Origin of the sequence: Kitasatospora sp. NPDC090091 (assembly GCF_044747365.1) — a bacterium.
Classification (GTDB): domain Bacteria; phylum Actinomycetota; class Actinomycetes; order Streptomycetales; family Streptomycetaceae; genus Kitasatospora.
In genome coordinates this window covers 424,499-439,685 of the sequence record NZ_JBIVDY010000006.1, presented here as the reverse complement: position 1 = coordinate 439,685, position 15,187 = coordinate 424,499, and the positions used below count along the sequence as shown (strand labels likewise).

The following is a 15,187-nucleotide window of genomic DNA, read 5'->3' as shown; positions in this document are numbered from 1 at the left end:
GGAACGATGGAGTACGACGTCATCGTCGCGGGCAGCGGGCCGGTCGGCCTGATGCTCGCGGCGGAACTGCGCCTGGCCGGCGTCCGCGTCCTGGTGGTCGAGAAGCTCACCGAGCCGGCCGGCCACGACCGGGCGGGGGTGCTGCACACCCGCACGGTCGAGTACCTGGACATGCGCGGCCTGCTGGACCGTTTCAAGGACGGCATGGCCACCGTCTCCGGCCTGCCGTTCGGCGGCATCTTCAGCCGCGGCCTGGACCACACCCTGGTGGAGACCGGGCACCCGTACAGCCTGCTGGTGCCGCAGTCCCGGACGGAGGAGCTGCTCGCCGAGCACGCCGCCGCCCTGGACACCGAGGTCCGGCGCGGCCACGAGCTCACCGGCCTGGCCCAGGATGCCGACGGGGTGACCGTCACCCTGGCCACCCCCGCGGGCGAACGGCGCGTCCGGGCCCGCTACCTGGTGGGCTGCGACGGCGGCCGCAGCACGGTGCGCCGGCTCGCGGGCATCGGCTTCCCCGGGTTCGCGCCCTCGGTGAGCGCGCTGATCGGCTACGTCACGCTCACCGAGCGGAACGTGCCAAAGCGCTGGCAGCGCACCGAGAACGGCGTGGTGGTGCTCGCCTTCCCGCCGGAGGGCGGGATCGGCCGGGTGGTCGTCATCGAGTACGGCCGCCCGCACCCGCCGGCCGGCGAGCCGGTCACCCTGGAGGAGCTGCGGACCGCCGCGCACCGCGTGTACGGCCGCGAACTCGACGTGGTGGAGCCGGTGCTGTGGATGTCCCGGTTCAGCGACGCGACCCGGCTCGCCGAGAGCTACCGCTCCGGCCGGGTGCTGCTGGCCGGGGACGCCGCCCACATCCACTTCCCGATCGGCGGCCAGGGCCTGAACACCGGCGTCCACGACGCCGTGAACCTGGGCTGGAAGCTGGCCGCCGAGATCCACGGCTGGGCGGCGCCCGGCCTGCTCGACAGCTACCACCGGGAGCGGCACCGGGCCGTCGAGCGGGTGCTGCTGTACACCCGGGCGCAGCTGGCGCTGATGAACCCGGACGAGCACCACGTCACCGCGCTCCGCGAGGTCTTCGAGGAGCTGCTGTTCCTGGAGGACACCAACCGGCACCTCACCGCCACCCTCAACGGGCTCGACCTGCGCTACGGCGACGAGGAGGGCCCGGACGGCGACGCGGCGGCGGACGGCGGCACCGGGGGCGGCACCGACGGCGGCGCGGCCCGGCGGCACCCGCTGGTGGGCCGCTTCGCCCCGGATCTCGAACTGGAGGCGGACGGCCTGACCACCCGCCCCGCCGAACTGCTGCGCCGCGGCCGCGGAGTGCTGGTCGACCTGACCGCCGACGGCGCGCCCGCCCGGGCGGCCGCCCCCTGGCGCGGGCGGATCGACGTCACCACGGCCCGGGCCCCGCAGGGCGGCGCCCCCGCGGCCCTGCTGGTCCGCCCGGACGGCCACGTCGCCTGGGCGGCCGAGCCCGGAGCGGCGGCGACCGACGGACTGACCGCGGCCCTGGCCCGCTGGTTCGGACCACAGGACTGGAGGTAACCCGGCATGGAGCACCGGCACCTGGGCCGCAGCGGGCTGCGGATCAGCGAGGTCGTCTTCGGCAACCTGCTCTACCCGCAGGACAGCACGCCCGACGAGAGCGTGCTCGGCTGCCTGCGGGCCGCCCTGGACAGCGGGATCACCACCTTCGACACCGCGGACATCTACGGCATGGGCCGCTCCGAGCAACTGCTCGGGCGCGCCCTGGCCGGCGAGCCGCGGGACGGCGTGGTGATCTGCACCAAGGTCTTCTTCCCCACCGGCACCGGGCCCAACGGCTCGGGCCTGTCCCGCAAGCACGTCCGCGAGGCCCTGCACGCCTCGCTGCGCCGGCTCGGCACCGACTACGTCGACCTCTACACGGCGCACCGCTACGACCCGAACACACCGCTGGAGGAGACCGTGTCCGCCTTCGCGGACCTCGTCCGGGCGGGCAAGGTGCTCTACATCGGCGTCTCCGAGTGGACGGCGCCGCAGATCACCGAGGCGGCCGCGCTGGCCCGCGCGATGAACGTCCAGCTGGTCTACAACATGCCGCAGTACTCGGCGCTGTGGCGCGAGCCGGAGGCCGAGGTGATCCCGGTCTGCGAACCGCTGGGGATCAGCCAGGTCCCGTACTTCACGCTCGCCCAGGGTGTGCTCACCGGGAAGTACCGGCCGGGCATCCCCGCGCCGGACGGCTCCCGCGGCGCGGCCGAGCTGGTCGGCGGCCGGGCGAGGTTCATGCGCCGGCTGCTGACCGACGAGGTCCTGGAGCGGGTCGCCCGGCTGGAGCCGGTCGCCGCCGAGGCCGGTCTGACGCCGTCCCAGCTGGCAGTGGCCTGGGTGCTGCACCGGCCGAACGTGGCCGGCGCGGTGATCGGCGCCTCCCGGCCGGAGCAGGTCCGGGAGAACGCCGCCGCATCGGGGGTGAAGCTCGAACCGGAGCTGATGGCCCGGATCGACGACATCCTCGGCCCGGTGGTGGCCGACGGGGGTTCCGATGGCTGAGCCGCGGCGGTCGCTGCTGACCGAGGAGCGCACCGGGCGCGGCGAGCCGTCCCGCTACGCGGCCGAGCTCTTCGAGGGCCTGCGCCGGTGGCCGGGCCGCACCGCGCTGCGGGACGGCGACCGGTCGGTGAGCTTCGGCGAGCTGGTGGAGCGGAGCAGCCGGATCGCGCGGGCCCTGGAGGACATGGGGATGACCCACCGCGAGGGCGTGGTCTGCCTGGCCGGCAACTCCCCCGAGCACGTCGCCGTGCGGCTGGCCGCCCACCTGCTGGGCTGCCGGTTCGTTCCGCTGCACGCGGGCGACCCAGCGGACGTGGCGGCGGCCCGCACGGTGGCCGCCGAGCAGCGGCCGGCGGTCTTCGTGGTCGACCGCCGGGGCGCCGCGGCGCTGGGCGCGCCGGAGCCCGGCGTGCTCTCGCTCGGCGTGCCCGGGTTCGGCACCGACCTGTCAGCCCTGGCGGCGCGGATGCCGGGCGGGCCGATGCGCCCGCGCGCCCGGGAGCAGGACGTCGCCCTGGTGGCGTACTCCCGCGGCACCACCGGACCGCGCCGCGGCGCGGTCCACCGTTTCGCCGCGATGAACGTCACCTGGCGGCGCCCGCACGAGGGCGAACTCGGCGACTTCCCGGCCGGGGTGACCACGCTGGCGGTCAGCCCGCTGGCCGGCAACGGCGGCGAGGTCGCGCTGATGCTGATGCGCGCGGGCTGCACGGTCATGCTGATGAACGGCTTCGACGCCGGCCGGGTGCTGGCCACCGTGGCCTCGGAGCGGATCACCAGCACCTACCTGCCGGCGCACCACTTCACCGAGCTGGTCGCCCACCCGGACCTCGGCCGCACCGACCTGTCGAGCCTGCGCTACCTGCCGTACGGGAACGGGCCGGTGCCCGCGGCCGTGGTGCGGCGGGCGGTGGAGGCGTTCGGGCCGATCCTCTCGCAGAACTACGTGAGCAGCGAGGTCCGCGCGATCAGCCTGCTGCGGCAGGAGGACCACCGGGCGGCGGCGGGCCCGCGGCCGGAGCTGCTCGGCTCGGTGGGGCAGCCGCTGCCCGCCGTCGGCGTGCGGGTCTGCGGCCCGGACGGCGAGCGGCGGCCGGCCGGCCGCTCCGGCGAGATCCGGCTGCGCGCCCCGCACATGATGAGCGGGTACTGGCGCGATCCGGCCGCCACCCGGCGCGTGCTGGACGGCGGCTGGCTGCGCACCGGGGACGTCGGCCGGGTCGACCGCGAGGGGTACCTCTACCTGGAGGGCCGCCTGCCCGGGTGAGCACCACCGCCCGGGTGCCGGCACGGCGGAGGAGCCCGAGGAGCCTGGACGGCTCCTCGGGCTCCTCCGCCGTGCGGGTGCCGCTCCCGTCAGGCGTTCTCGCGCGCGAAGGTGCGGGTGCCGACGTAGACGCAGACGGCGGCCAGGAGGACGGAGACGAGCGTGCCCTCCAGCACGGCCGCGGTGGTGTAGTGGCCGGCGAACAGGTCGCGGATGGCCTCCACCACGTACCGCAGCGGGTTGAGCCGGGAGATGACGTCCAGCCAGGTCGGGGCGAGGCTCATCGGCAGCAGGATGCCGGCGAGCAGCATGATCGGCAGGGCGGCCGAGGTGAGCAGCGGGGCGAACTGGTCCTCGGACTTGAGGGCGACGCCGAGCGCGAGCGAGAGCGAGGCCAGCGCGATGCCCAGCAGGACGACGAGGACCACGGCGGCCAGGACGCCGAGCACGCCGGCCCGCAGGCCGAGCAGCACGCCGACCACGACGATGATCGCCGACTGGGTGAGCAGGATCGCGACCTCGCGGCCGACCCGCCCCATCAGCAGGGCGAAGCGGCTGACCGGGGTGACCCGCAGCCGCTCGATCACGCCGGAGCGGACATCCGAGATGATGCCGAACCCGCAGAAGCCGGCGCCGAAGAGGGCGAGGTAGACCAGCACGCCGGGGACGAAGGTCTGCCAGGTGTCGCCGTCGCCGCCCATGCCGCCGACCTTGGTCAGCAGCGGTCCGAACAGCAGGAGGTAGAGGACGGGTTGGACCAGACCGAGGATGATCGTGATCTTGTTGCGGAAGGTGAAGCGGACCTGGTTGTCGAAGACGAGCAGGGTGTCACGGAGGGTCTGCATGTCGGCCTCTGTTCAGACGGCGCCGGCGGTGGCGGCAGCGGCGGGTTCCTCGGAGCGGCCGGTGAGGGTGAGGAAGACGTCGTCCAGGGTCGGACGGTCGACCTGCACGGACACCGGTTCGACCTGGCGCGCCTCCAGGGCGCGGAGCAGGTCGATCATGGTCCGGCTGCTGTGCTCGGTGCGGAACCGGAGGGTGTCGCCGGTGGTGCTCAGCCCGTAGGTGCCGTCCAGCCCCTCGACCACGGCGGCGGCCTCGCGCACGCCGCCGGGGGCGACCTCGATGGTGACGGCGTCGCCCGCGACCCGCCGCTTGAGCTCGTCGGGGCGGTCCTCGACCAGGATGGTGCCGCGGTCCATGATGAGGATCCGGTCGCAGAGCGCGTCGGCCTCGTCCAGGTAGTGGGTGCTGAGGAAGACGGTGGCGCCGAGCTCGTCGCGCAGTCGGCGGATGTGCTCCCAGAGGTTGCTGCGGCTGGTCGGGTCGAGGCCGGTGCTGGGCTCGTCCAGGAAGATCAGCGGCGGCCGGTGGACCAGGCCGAGGGCGATGTCGAGCCGGCGCCGCTGGCCGCCGGAGAGGCTGCCGACGAGCCGCGTCGTCAGCTCCGCCAGGCCTAACTGGGCGGCCAGGGAGTCGATCTGGGTCTGCGCCTCGGCCTTGGACATGCCGTAGAGCCGGGCCTGCAGCATCAGCTCGTTGGCGACCAGTTCGGCCGGGTTGGCGCCGCCGCCCTGGGCGACGTAGCCGATCCGGCGGCGGACGCCGACCGGGTCGGCGAGCAGGTCGGCGCCGGCCACGGTGGCGGTGCCGGCGGTCGGCCGCAGCAGGGTGGTGAGCATCCGCAGGGTGGTGGTCTTCCCGGCGCCGTTCGGGCCGAGGAAGCCGACGATCTCGCCGGCGGACACCGTGAAGTCGACGCCGCGCACCGCGTTCACCTCCCCGTGCGGCGCCTGGAACGTCCGGGCGAGCCCGTGGACTTCGATCATGTTCATGTGTGGACCTCCGTGGTCGGATCGTCGGTCTCGTCGGCCTGGTCGGTCTGGTCGCTCGCGTCGGCCCGGTCGGCCGCTGCTGCCGGGTCGGCCTCGCCGGAGGAGTCCGCGACGGCCTGTTCGATGACCCGGTCGAGGTCGTCCTGCCAGGCGAGTTCGGCGTCGAGCTGGATCACCCGGCGGCGGAACATCGCCGCGTCGAGCGGGCCGATCGTGCCGGCGCGGTGCAGGGCCTCGCCCTCCGCCGCGATGCCGTCGCGCATCACCCGGATCGCGTCGCGGCGGCGCTTGAGCAGGTCGAGCAGGGTCGGCAGGTCGTCGGTCCGGGTGAAGAGCAGCGCGACGCCGAAGGGGTCGGTGCCGTGGTGGATCTCGGTGACGGCCTCTTCCCGCAGCCCGCGCAGTTCGGCCTCGCCGAGGGCGGTGATGCGGTAGACGGTTCTCGCCGGCCGCCGGCCCACCTGCTCGGTTCGGACGGACTCGACGTGGCCGGTCTCGTCCATCGTCCGGAGCTCACGGTAGAGGGCTCCGACGCTGACGCCGCCCCAACTGCTGACGCTCGTCACCTCGGCGATGCGGCGGATTTCGTGGCCGTGCAGCGGACCACTGTTCTGCAGCGTCCCGAGAACCATGAGTCGAGTTAGATTCACGGCTTTAGTATCGTGAGAGTAGTATCGCGAGTCAAGTTCATCGGACGGCATCGGAGGAGCAGCAGTGAGCCACACGGATCACGTCCCGGGCGGGGATGTCATCGAGATCGTCGGCGCCAGGACGCACAACCTGAAGGGCGTCAGCGTCACCTTTCCGAAGAACCGGATCGTCGCCTTCACCGGGGTGAGCGGCAGCGGCAAGACGTCGCTGGCCATCGACACCGTCCACGCGGAGGCCCAGCTGCGGTACCTGAACGGCATCTCCCCGTTCTTCCGGCAGTTCATCTCGCCCAAGGACCGGCCCCAGGTGGACCGGATCAGCGGGCTGGGCGTCACCCTCGCGGTCGACCAGCGCCGGCTCAACCGCAGCCCCCGCTCGACCCTCGGCAGCATCAGCGGGCTGAACGACTTCCTCGGGCTGCTCTTCGCCCGGATGCCCGCACTCGGCCCGCTCGCCGTCGCACACCCCGAGCTGCGCAACCTCACCAGCGCCTACTTCGACCGGTACAGCATGGAGGGCCGCTGCAAGCGGTGCGCCGGCATGGGCCACACCGACAGCGCCGACGCGGACCGGATCATCACCCGGCCCGAGCTCCCGCTGTTCGGCGGCGCGGGCGAGTGGTTCGGGCGCACCAACTCCGGCGAGCACCTGGCGCTGCCCACCCTCGCCGCGCAGCACGGCGCCGACCTCGACCGGCCCTGGCAGGAGCTGCCGGAGGCGTTCCGGCACGCCGTCCTGCACGGCACGGACGGCGAGGCGGTCACCTTCAAGATCACCAGCAAGCACAAGAAGTCCGGCACCGAGACGGTGATCGAGCGCAGCGTGCCGCTGGCCGGCGCCGTCGCCGAGGTCACCCGGCTCTACGAGGCCTCCGGCACCGACACCGCGCGCGAGACCTACGCCCGCTTCATGGTCCGGGTGTCCTGCCCCGCCTGCCACGGCAGCGGGTTCGGCGAGACCGCCCGCACCCTCAAAGTCGGCGGCCTCACCTACCCGGAGGTCATCAAGCTGCCGGTGGAGGAGCTGCGCACCTGGGTGGACGGCATCGACGCCACCCTCACCCCGATGCAGCGCGAGGTCGCCGTCAACGTGCTGCCGGACCTCGCCCGCCGGGTCCGGCTGATGGTCGAGCTCGGGCTCGGACACCTCCAGGTGACCCGCACCGCGCCCTCGCTCTCCGGCGGTGAGCTCCAGCGCGCCCGGGTCACCGCCCAGCTGAACATGGACCTCAGCGGCATCATCTTCGTCCTGGACGAGCCGAGCGCGGGCCTGCACCCGGCCGACAAGCACCCGCTGCGCGAGATCCTGACCGACCTGCGCGACGCCGGGAACACCGTGCTCCTGGTCGAGCACGACCCCGAGCTCATCGCCCTCGCCGACTGGGTGGTGGACCTCGGGCCCGGCGCCGGCCGCCAGGGCGGCACGCTGGTCGCCTCGGTGCCGACCGCCGAGCTCAGCGGCCACCCGGAGTCCGTCACCGGCGCCTACCTCGCCGGACGCGGCCCGCGGGTGCGGCGCGCCAAGCGGTTCGACGCGGGCGCGGCCGCGCGCCTGAGCCTGCTCGGCGTCGACGTCCACAACGTCCGGCTCGACCGGGTGGACATCCCGCTGAACACCCTGACCTGCATCACCGGGGTGAGCGGCAGCGGCAAGAGCAGCCTGCTGCACCAGGCACTCGGCGCCGGGATGGACGCGGTGCTGCGCGGCGAGCGCCCGGCCGCCATGGCCGGCGTCGAGGGCGCCGGGCGCCTCGGCTGGGTGACCGTCGTCGACCAGGACCCGATCGGCCGCACCCCGCGCTCCAACCCGGCCACCTACACCAAGGCCTTCGACACCGTCCGCAAGCTGTTCGCCGCCACCCCGCGGGCCAAGGCGCTCGGCCTCGGCCCCGGCGCGTTCTCCTTCAACTCCCCCGGCGGCCGCTGCGAGACCTGCACCGGCTACGGGCGGCGCCAGGTGGACCTGCACTTCATGCCCGACATGTGGGTGGAGTGCGACGTCTGCGAGGGCCGGCGGTTCACCCCCGAGGTGCTGAGCGTCACCTACCAGGGCAAGGCGGTCGACGAGATCCTCGCGCTGACCGTGGACGAGGCCGCGGAGTTCCTCACCGCGCCCGCCGGCCTGGCCACCACGCTGCGCGCCGTCCAGCGGGCCGGCCTCGGCTACCTCCAGCTCGGCCAGAGCGGCACCGAGCTGTCCGGCGGCGAGGCGCAGCGGCTGAAGCTGGCCAACGCGATCCTGCTCGGCACCACCGGGCGCGGGCGCGGCCTGGTGCTGCTGGACGAGCCGGTGACCGGGCTGCACCCCTCGGACGTGCAGAAGATGGTGGACGCCTTCGACACCCTGCTGGCCAGCGGCAACTCGGTGGTCATCGCCGAGCACGACCTGCACGTCGCCGCCTGCGCCGACTGGATCATCGACATGGGGCCGGGCGCCGGCGACCGCGGCGGCCGGGTGGTCAGCCAGGGCACGCCGGCCGAGATCGCCGCGGGCCCGGGCGTCACCGGCGAGTACCTGCGCCGGGTGGTCCCGGCCTGACGGGGAGGGCCGCCCCGGGGCCGCCCTCGTCCAGCACACCTCAACCGTTTGTCGAGTCGCGTCCGGGACGATCCCGATCAAGGGATCGCCCCGGCGCGGGCGGTCCGACCCGGGGCCACCGCCCGACCGGCCGGCGGGTCCGCGTCATCGACAGGAGTTGAGGAGCCATCATGTCTGCCACGTCCGAATGCCGCATCTGCGGCGGCGCCGTCCACGAGTTCTTCGACTTCGGCCGACAACCGCTGGCCGACGCCTTCGTCGACCCGCAGGGCGGTGCCGAGGAGTTCTTCCACCGCCTGGCGGTGGCCCAGTGCGAGTCCTGCACGATGGTCCAGCTGCTGGAGGACGTCCCGCGCGAGCGGATGTTCCGGACCGACTACCCGTACCACTCGTCCGGCTCGACGGTGATGCAGCAGCACTTCCGGGCCACCGCACGGCACTTCCTGGACACCGAGCTGCTCGACCCCGAGGCCTTCGTGGTCGAGTTCGGCAGCAACGACGGCATCATGCTCGACACGGTCCACCGGGCCGGCCGGCGCCACCTCGGCGTCGAACCGTGCAAGGGGGTGGCCGAGGCCGCCGCCGCCAAGGGCATCCGGGTGCGCAACGCCTTCTTCGAGGAGTCGACGGCCGCGGAGATCGCCGCCGCGGACGGGCCCGCCCAGGTGATCTACGCCGCCAACACCTTCTCGCACATCTCCTACGTCGACTCGGTGTTCCGGGGCGTCGACGCCCTGCTCGCGCCGAACGGGGTCTTCGTCTTCGAGGACCCGTACATGGCGGACATCATCGAGCAGACTTCGTTCGACCAGATCTACGACGAGCACTTCTACTTCTTCACCGTCCGCTCCGTGCAGGCGATGGCCGCCCACTACGGCTTCGAGCTGGTCGACGTGGAGCACCTGACCGTGCACGGCGGCGAGATCCGCTACACCGTCGCCCGCCGCGGCGCCCGCACCCCGAGCCCGGCGGTCGGCCTGTTCCTGGAACGCGAGAAGGCGGCCCGGATCACCGAGCGGGACACCCTGGCCCGGTTCGCGGCCGCCGTCGACAAGGTGCGCGACGACCTGCGCGCGGTGCTGGAGCGCTGCAAGGCCGAGGGCGCCACCGTCGCCGCGTACGGCGCCACCGCGAAGAGCGCCACCCTCACCAACTACTGCGGCATCGGCCCCGAGCTGGTGTCGTACGTCGCCGACAGCACGCCCGCCAAGCAGGGCAGGCTGAGCCCCGGCTCGCACATCCCGGTCCGCTCGCCGGAGGAGTTCCGGGCCGACTACCCCGACTACGCGGTGCTGTTCGCCTGGAACCACGCCGAGGAGATCATGGCCAAGGAGGAGGGGTTCCGGCGCGCGGGCGGACGGTGGATCGTCTACGTGCCCGAGGTGAAGGTGGTCTGAGCCGCTCCGGCGCACCACGGCAACGGGCCGGCCCCGCTCGATCGTCGAGCGGGGCCGGCCCGTTGTGCGGCAGGTGGTTCAGGCGCGGTACAGGGGGGTTCAGGGGCGGTCGGCCAGGGCGGCCGCCAGCTCGGCCAGGGCCTCGGGCAACTCCCGGCGGGGCCGCCAGCCGGTGGCGGCCCGGAACGCCGAGGCGTCCACCACGGTGCCCGCGGCGTCCGCGGCCGTCGCTGCCGCGGGCGGCGCCACCGAGGTGACCGGGACGGCCGGACGGCCGGTGCGCTCGGCGACGGCCCGCGCCAGCGCGGTGAACAGCTCCCGGACCGGGACGGGCCGTCCGGTGCCCACCGGCCAGTGCCGGCCGGCGAGTTCGGCGCCGTGGTCGAGGCAGGCGGCGAACGCGGCGGCCGCGTCGGTGACGTGCAGCAGGTCGCGCACGACGCTCCCGGCGCCCCAGACGGTGAGCGGCTCCCCCGCCAGGGCGCGCCGCGCCATCGCCGCGACCACCCCGTGGCCGTCCGGCCCGGGGCCGCTGCCGTAGACGGTGGGCAGGCGCAGCGACACCCCGCGGAGCACGCCCTCGGCGCCGGCCGCCAGCAGCTCCGTCTCGGCGGCCAGCTTCTGCCGGGCGTAGACGGTGGCGGGCCGGTCGGGGCCGGAGCCGTCGACCACGCCGCCGCGGCCGGCCTGCGAGGCCGAGCCGGCCAGGACCACCAGCGGGGGCGGCGCTCCTGCGGGGCGGCACTCGGCGCGCAGGGCGCCGGCGATCTCGCGGACCAGGCCGGCGCCGAGCCGTTCGCCGAGCTCCGCGCCGCCGCCCTCGACGGCACGCCAGCCGACCGCCGGGTCGAGGTGGGCCACCAGGTCGAGGACGGCGTCGGCGCCGGCCACGGCCCGGGCGGCCGCGCCGGGCACCGCGAGGTCGGCCACCACGTGGTCGGCCACCGCCCGCCCGGCCACCACGGGGCGGGCCACGGGCCGCCGGGACACCAGGCGCAGCCGGACCGGCCGCCGGGCGAGCTGCGCCACGACGGCCGATCCGATGTAGCCCGAGGCCCCGAGGACGACGACCAGCGGTGCACGGCCGTCGCCGGGGGCCGCGCTCACGTCCCGGCGGCGGCGAGGTCGGCCAGGGTGGCGGCGACCTCGCGCGGGGTGGGCTGGTCCAGGATCTCCTGCTGCAGGCGCCGGGCGGCCTCGGCGTGGGAGTCGTCGCCGAGCAGCGCCTCGGCGGCGGCGCGCACGTCCTCGGCCCCGGTCCGCCCGGCGGGCAGCACCCGGGCGGCGCCGGAGCCGGCCAGCACCTCGGCGTCGCTGATCTGGTTGGGCAGTTGCGGCAGCAGCAGCTGCGGCACGCCGTGGTGGGCGGCGGTGAGCGCCGTCATGAAGCCGCCCTGGTGGACCAGGAGGGCGCAGCCGGGCAGCAGCACGTGGAGCGGCAGGTTCTCCAGCACCCGGACGCCGGGCGGCGGGGTGCCGAGCCGCTCGCGCTCCTCGGCGGTGACGGCGACGACGATCTCCGCGTCGAGCCCGGCCAGCCCGGCCAGGACGTCGGCCAGGCTGGTGCCGGCGCCGTCCAGGACCCCGGTGGTGGAGGTGCCCCAGGTGAGGGCGATCCGCGGGCGCCCGGCGGGCCGGTCGGCCCAGTCCGGCACCGTGCCGGGGCCGTTGTAGGGCGGCCAGCGCAGCTGCAGCCGGGTCGGCGCGGGCGGCGCCTGCAGGCTGGGCGGGCAGGGCGAGACGGTGCGGTGGGCCGGGTCCCGTCCTTGCAGGTCCAGGCCGTACCGCCGGTAGGGCTCCCAGTAGCCGGGGAGGATGTCCAGGAGCTTCTCGCCGCCCTCGGAGCCGAGGATGTCGGGCCCCCAGAGGTGGCGGACGCCGGGCACGCCGAGGACGTGGGCGGCCACCAGGCCGGCCGGGGCCATGGTGTCGCCGATGACGAGGTCGGGCCGCCAGGCGCGGGCGAAGGCGACGGTGTCGTCCAGCGCCGCGGTGGTGGCCTCGGCCCAGGCGCCGAAGAGCCCGCCGTCGTCGGCGGCGGCCGCCTCGCGGATCTCCTCGGCGGTGCCGGGGGTGCCGTCGGCCTTCTCCTGGGAGAGGGTCCGCCGGCGCACCGCCAGGTAGTCGACGTCGGGGCCGACCGGCACCATCGGCATGCCGGAGCGGACGATCGCCGGGCGCATGGACGGCTGGGCGGCGATCCGGATCTCGTGGCCGGCGGCGCGCAGCGCCCAGGCGAGCGGCACCATGGCCATGTAGTGGGTGGGCCAGCCGGAGGCGGTGACCAGGACGCGCAGCTCGCTCATTTCTCCACCAGCCGGCTCTCGTCGGCCCGCTCGGCGGCGTGCGGCTGCGGTGCGCCGTGCGCGGCGGTGGTGATCGGCAGGGGCGGGACGTCGCGCGGGCGCAGCAGCCGCACCATCGGGCGCTCGACCAGCTGGTAGAGCAGCCAGGCCGCGGTCAGCGCGATGAGGAACTGGGCGGCGAAGGAGAGGAGCCCGACCCACCAGGACAGCACCGGCAGCGGGACCGGCAGCCAGTCCCGGTCGACGCCGAACTGCCAGAGCCGGCTGAAGAGTTCCTCCTGCACCAGCAGGTGGGTGAGGTAGAAGGAGAGGGAGATCTCGCCGAACCACACCAGCGGCCGCCAGCGCAGCGGGGACCAGCCGCCGGTGATGTCGGCGGTGCTGAGCGCCGCGATCAGCAGCGCGAACGGGATCACCATGCCGGCGCCCAGCGACAGGTAGCTGGGGAGGTGGAGGTTGATGCCCCAGCCGGCCGCGGTGAGCAGCAGGGCGACGGCGGCGTTCGGGCCGCGCCAGGCGCCGCGGCGCACCAGCAGGGCGAGCGCGATGCCGATGACGAACTCGGCCATCCGCATCGGCGGGAAGATGTAGGCGAACCAGTACCCCATCGGGCCGCCGTAGTCCTGGGTCGGGACCATCTCCATCGGGTCGGGGCTGGTCATCGTGAAGGTGTGCGAGACCACGTACGGCAGGACGAAGGCGAGCCCGGCGCAGACCGCCGCGGCGGTGTAGAGCTGCCAGTTCCGCGCCCGCGCCAGTACGAAGATCAGGACCGGGAAGCAGAGGTAGAACAGGGCCTCGCAGCTGAGCGACCAGTCGAGGCCGGTCAGGGTCAGGTAGTACCACTGGCTGGGCACCCAGTTCTGCACCAGGAAGACGTGCGAGAGGGTGACCTTCGCGCCGGGGACGCCGTAGCGGACGGCGATCAGGCTGAAGGCGATCGCCGCGGTGACCAGGTGCACCGGATAGACCTTGGCGATCCGGCGCCGGTAGAAGGAGCGCGCGGTGTCCCCGGGGCGCGCGATGTACGTCAGCACGAAGCCGCTGAGCAGGAAGAAGCAGGCGACGGCGGGCCCGCCGGAGCGGGAGAACAGGACGTGGAAGACGTCCTGCTGGAATTTCCAGTCGAAGGTGCCACCGGCGAAGCTGAAGGAGAGGAAGAAATGCGCGCCGAATACCGTGAGGGCGAGGATTCCACGCAGTCCGGTGAGCGACACGAGGTGGTCGACGGCCGATCCGGGGGAAACCGCGGCGACGGACGGTGATTTTCTCATGAATGCCTCTCTCTGCTGGGGCGAAGTGCCTGGGGACGGGGTTTCGGCGGTCCGGCGGAACGGCCGGCGAACGACCGGCGGGGAATTCAGGCCAGCTTTTCGAGTTCGGTGACGACCTCCGCCGGGGCGGGCTGCCGGGCCATCTCCGCGGCGAGCCGCCGGGCGGCCTCGCGGTAGGGGCCGCCGGCCACGACGGCGGCCACCCGCTCGCGGATCGCGGCCACCGGGTCGGCCTCCCGGTCCAGCTCGCCGTAGGTGAGGTGGATGCCGGCGCCGGTGGCGGCCTGGCGCTCGGCGTTGAGGGTGGGCTCGGGCCGGCGGGTGATCGTCACCTGCGGGACGCCGGCCCGGGCCGCGGTCAGGGTGGTCCCGGACCCGCCGTGGTGGACCACCGCGGCGCAGCCGGGCAGCAGCAGGTGCAGCGGCAGCGAGACCGCGGTGCGCACCCGGTCCGGCAGGTCTCCGAGCAGCTCGCGCTGGTCGGCGGTGGTGGCCAGGACCACCTCGACCGGCAGGGCGGCGACCGCCTCGACCGCCTTGCGCAGCAGGTCCGTCATGGCCGGGCCGAGCAGCTTGGCGGTGGTGGCGCCCCAGGTGACGCAGACCCGCGGGCGCTGCGGCGGTTCGAGCAGCCAGTCCGGCAGCGTGCCGGGCCCGTTGTAGGGGACGTAGCGCTCCTGCCGGACGTCCGGTGCGGGGCCGAAGCCCATGCTCGGCGGGCAGAGGTCGATCCAGGCGGCGGGCCGCAGCCGCACCTCGGCGCCGACCCGCTCGAAGAGTTCGACGTAGCCGTCCTGCGGCTCGTCGCCGAAGCCCTTCATCTCCAGCTTCTGCAGCCCGGGGCTGCCCCAGAGGTGGCTGACGTTCGGCACGCCGAGGGCGGCGGCGGCCACCGGGCCGGCGTAGGAGACGGCGTCGTGGACGACCAGGTCGGGCCGCCAGTGCCGGGCGAAGGCGAGCAGGTCGTCCAGCATGCCGGCGGCCATGGCGAACTGCCGCTGCCCGAGCGCCTCCAGCAGCTGCTTGCGGGAGGCGTCGAGCAGGTCGGGCTCGACCGGCCAGCGGGCCGGCCAGCGGTCGTGGTCGTGCCAGGCGGACAGGTCGCGGTTGCGTGCGCTGCCCCCGAGGTCCACCGCGGAGCCGACCTCCACCATGGGGAGCCCGGAGCCGAGCACCGCCGCGGTGAGCGAGGGCGCACTGGCGACGCACACCTCGTGGCCGGCGGAGCGCACCGCCCATTCCAGCGGAACCATCGGGAAATGGTGGGACGGCGAGGGGAAAGTCGTGAACAGCACGCGCATTTTCGGGGCCCTCCGATTCCTGGGCCGGTACGGCCCGCCCGCAGTTTCCCGCGCGCGGACCTGAGAAGCGG

The 15,187-nt window shown here is 74.3% G+C and carries 12 protein-coding genes; 5 read left to right on the top strand and 7 right to left on the bottom strand.

What is annotated here, in order from left to right; translation table 11 throughout:
* Positions 1-6: 6 nt before the first annotated feature.
* The 3 genes from ACIPSC_RS13670 to ACIPSC_RS13660 are packed head-to-tail and all read left to right on the top strand — an operon-like array spanning position 7 to position 3,814.
* Complete coding sequence (locus ACIPSC_RS13670; protein WP_400825504.1) at positions 7-1,557, top strand: FAD-dependent monooxygenase; 1,551 nt, start codon at positions 7-9, stop codon at positions 1,555-1,557.
* 6 nt (positions 1,558-1,563) lie between these two features.
* Positions 1,564-2,547 carry an aldo/keto reductase family protein gene (locus ACIPSC_RS13665; protein ID WP_400825503.1) on the top strand — a complete coding sequence of 328 codons (984 nt, stop codon included), beginning with the start codon at positions 1,564-1,566 and terminating at the stop codon, positions 2,545-2,547.
* Positions 2,540-3,814, top strand: a complete 1,275-nt coding sequence (locus tag ACIPSC_RS13660; protein ID WP_400825502.1) for an AMP-binding protein — start codon at positions 2,540-2,542, stop codon at positions 3,812-3,814. The genes ACIPSC_RS13665 and ACIPSC_RS13660 overlap by 8 nt, the downstream gene beginning before the upstream one ends.
* Positions 3,815-3,903: 89 nt before the next feature.
* Here the strand turns inward: ACIPSC_RS13660 and ACIPSC_RS13655 are convergent, their stop codons facing one another.
* The 3 genes from ACIPSC_RS13655 to ACIPSC_RS13645 are packed head-to-tail and all read right to left on the bottom strand — an operon-like array spanning position 3,904 to position 6,299.
* Positions 3,904-4,659 carry an ABC transporter permease gene (locus tag ACIPSC_RS13655; protein ID WP_400825501.1) on the bottom strand — a complete coding sequence of 252 codons (756 nt, stop codon included), beginning with the start codon at positions 4,657-4,659 and terminating at the stop codon, positions 3,904-3,906.
* Positions 4,660-4,671: 12 nt separating this feature from the next.
* The gene (locus ACIPSC_RS13650; RefSeq protein WP_400825500.1) at positions 4,672-5,649 is read right to left on the bottom strand and encodes an ATP-binding cassette domain-containing protein; all 978 of its coding nucleotides are present in this window, start codon (positions 5,647-5,649) and stop codon (positions 4,672-4,674) included.
* Positions 5,646-6,299, bottom strand: a complete 654-nt coding sequence (locus ACIPSC_RS13645; protein WP_400825499.1) for a PadR family transcriptional regulator — start codon at positions 6,297-6,299, stop codon at positions 5,646-5,648. The genes ACIPSC_RS13650 and ACIPSC_RS13645 overlap by 4 nt, the downstream gene beginning before the upstream one ends.
* 64 nt (positions 6,300-6,363) lie before the next feature.
* On the opposite strand from ACIPSC_RS13645, the gene ACIPSC_RS13640 reads away from it, so the two are divergent.
* Both ACIPSC_RS13640 and ACIPSC_RS13635 read left to right on the top strand, forming a co-directional pair.
* Entirely contained in the window at positions 6,364-8,838 is a 2,475-nt protein-coding gene (locus tag ACIPSC_RS13640) for an excinuclease ABC subunit UvrA (protein WP_400825497.1), read from the top strand.
* A gap of 170 nt (positions 8,839-9,008) precedes the next feature.
* Entirely contained in the window at positions 9,009-10,235 is a 1,227-nt protein-coding gene (locus ACIPSC_RS13635; protein WP_400825496.1) for a methyltransferase domain-containing protein, read from the top strand.
* Positions 10,236-10,334: 99 nt separating this feature from the next.
* Here ACIPSC_RS13635 and ACIPSC_RS13630 read toward each other — a convergent pair whose 3' ends face one another.
* The 4 genes from ACIPSC_RS13630 to ACIPSC_RS13615 form a co-directional block, all read right to left on the bottom strand.
* On the bottom strand, positions 10,335-11,342 hold the full coding sequence (locus ACIPSC_RS13630; RefSeq protein WP_400825495.1) for an NAD-dependent epimerase/dehydratase family protein: 1,008 nt from the start codon (positions 11,340-11,342) through the stop codon (positions 10,335-10,337).
* The gene (locus ACIPSC_RS13625) at positions 11,339-12,541 is read right to left on the bottom strand and encodes a nucleotide disphospho-sugar-binding domain-containing protein (protein ID WP_400825494.1); all 1,203 of its coding nucleotides are present in this window, start codon (positions 12,539-12,541) and stop codon (positions 11,339-11,341) included. The genes ACIPSC_RS13630 and ACIPSC_RS13625 overlap by 4 nt, the downstream gene beginning before the upstream one ends.
* Positions 12,538-13,815 carry an acyltransferase family protein gene (locus ACIPSC_RS13620; RefSeq protein WP_400825491.1) on the bottom strand — a complete coding sequence of 426 codons (1,278 nt, stop codon included), beginning with the start codon at positions 13,813-13,815 and terminating at the stop codon, positions 12,538-12,540. The genes ACIPSC_RS13625 and ACIPSC_RS13620 overlap by 4 nt, the downstream gene beginning before the upstream one ends.
* 86 nt (positions 13,816-13,901) lie before the next feature.
* Positions 13,902-15,068 (bottom strand): nucleotide disphospho-sugar-binding domain-containing protein, encoded by a 1,167-nt coding sequence (locus tag ACIPSC_RS13615; RefSeq protein WP_400825490.1) that lies wholly within the window; start codon positions 15,066-15,068, stop codon positions 13,902-13,904.
* Positions 15,069-15,187: the final 119 nt, after the last annotated feature.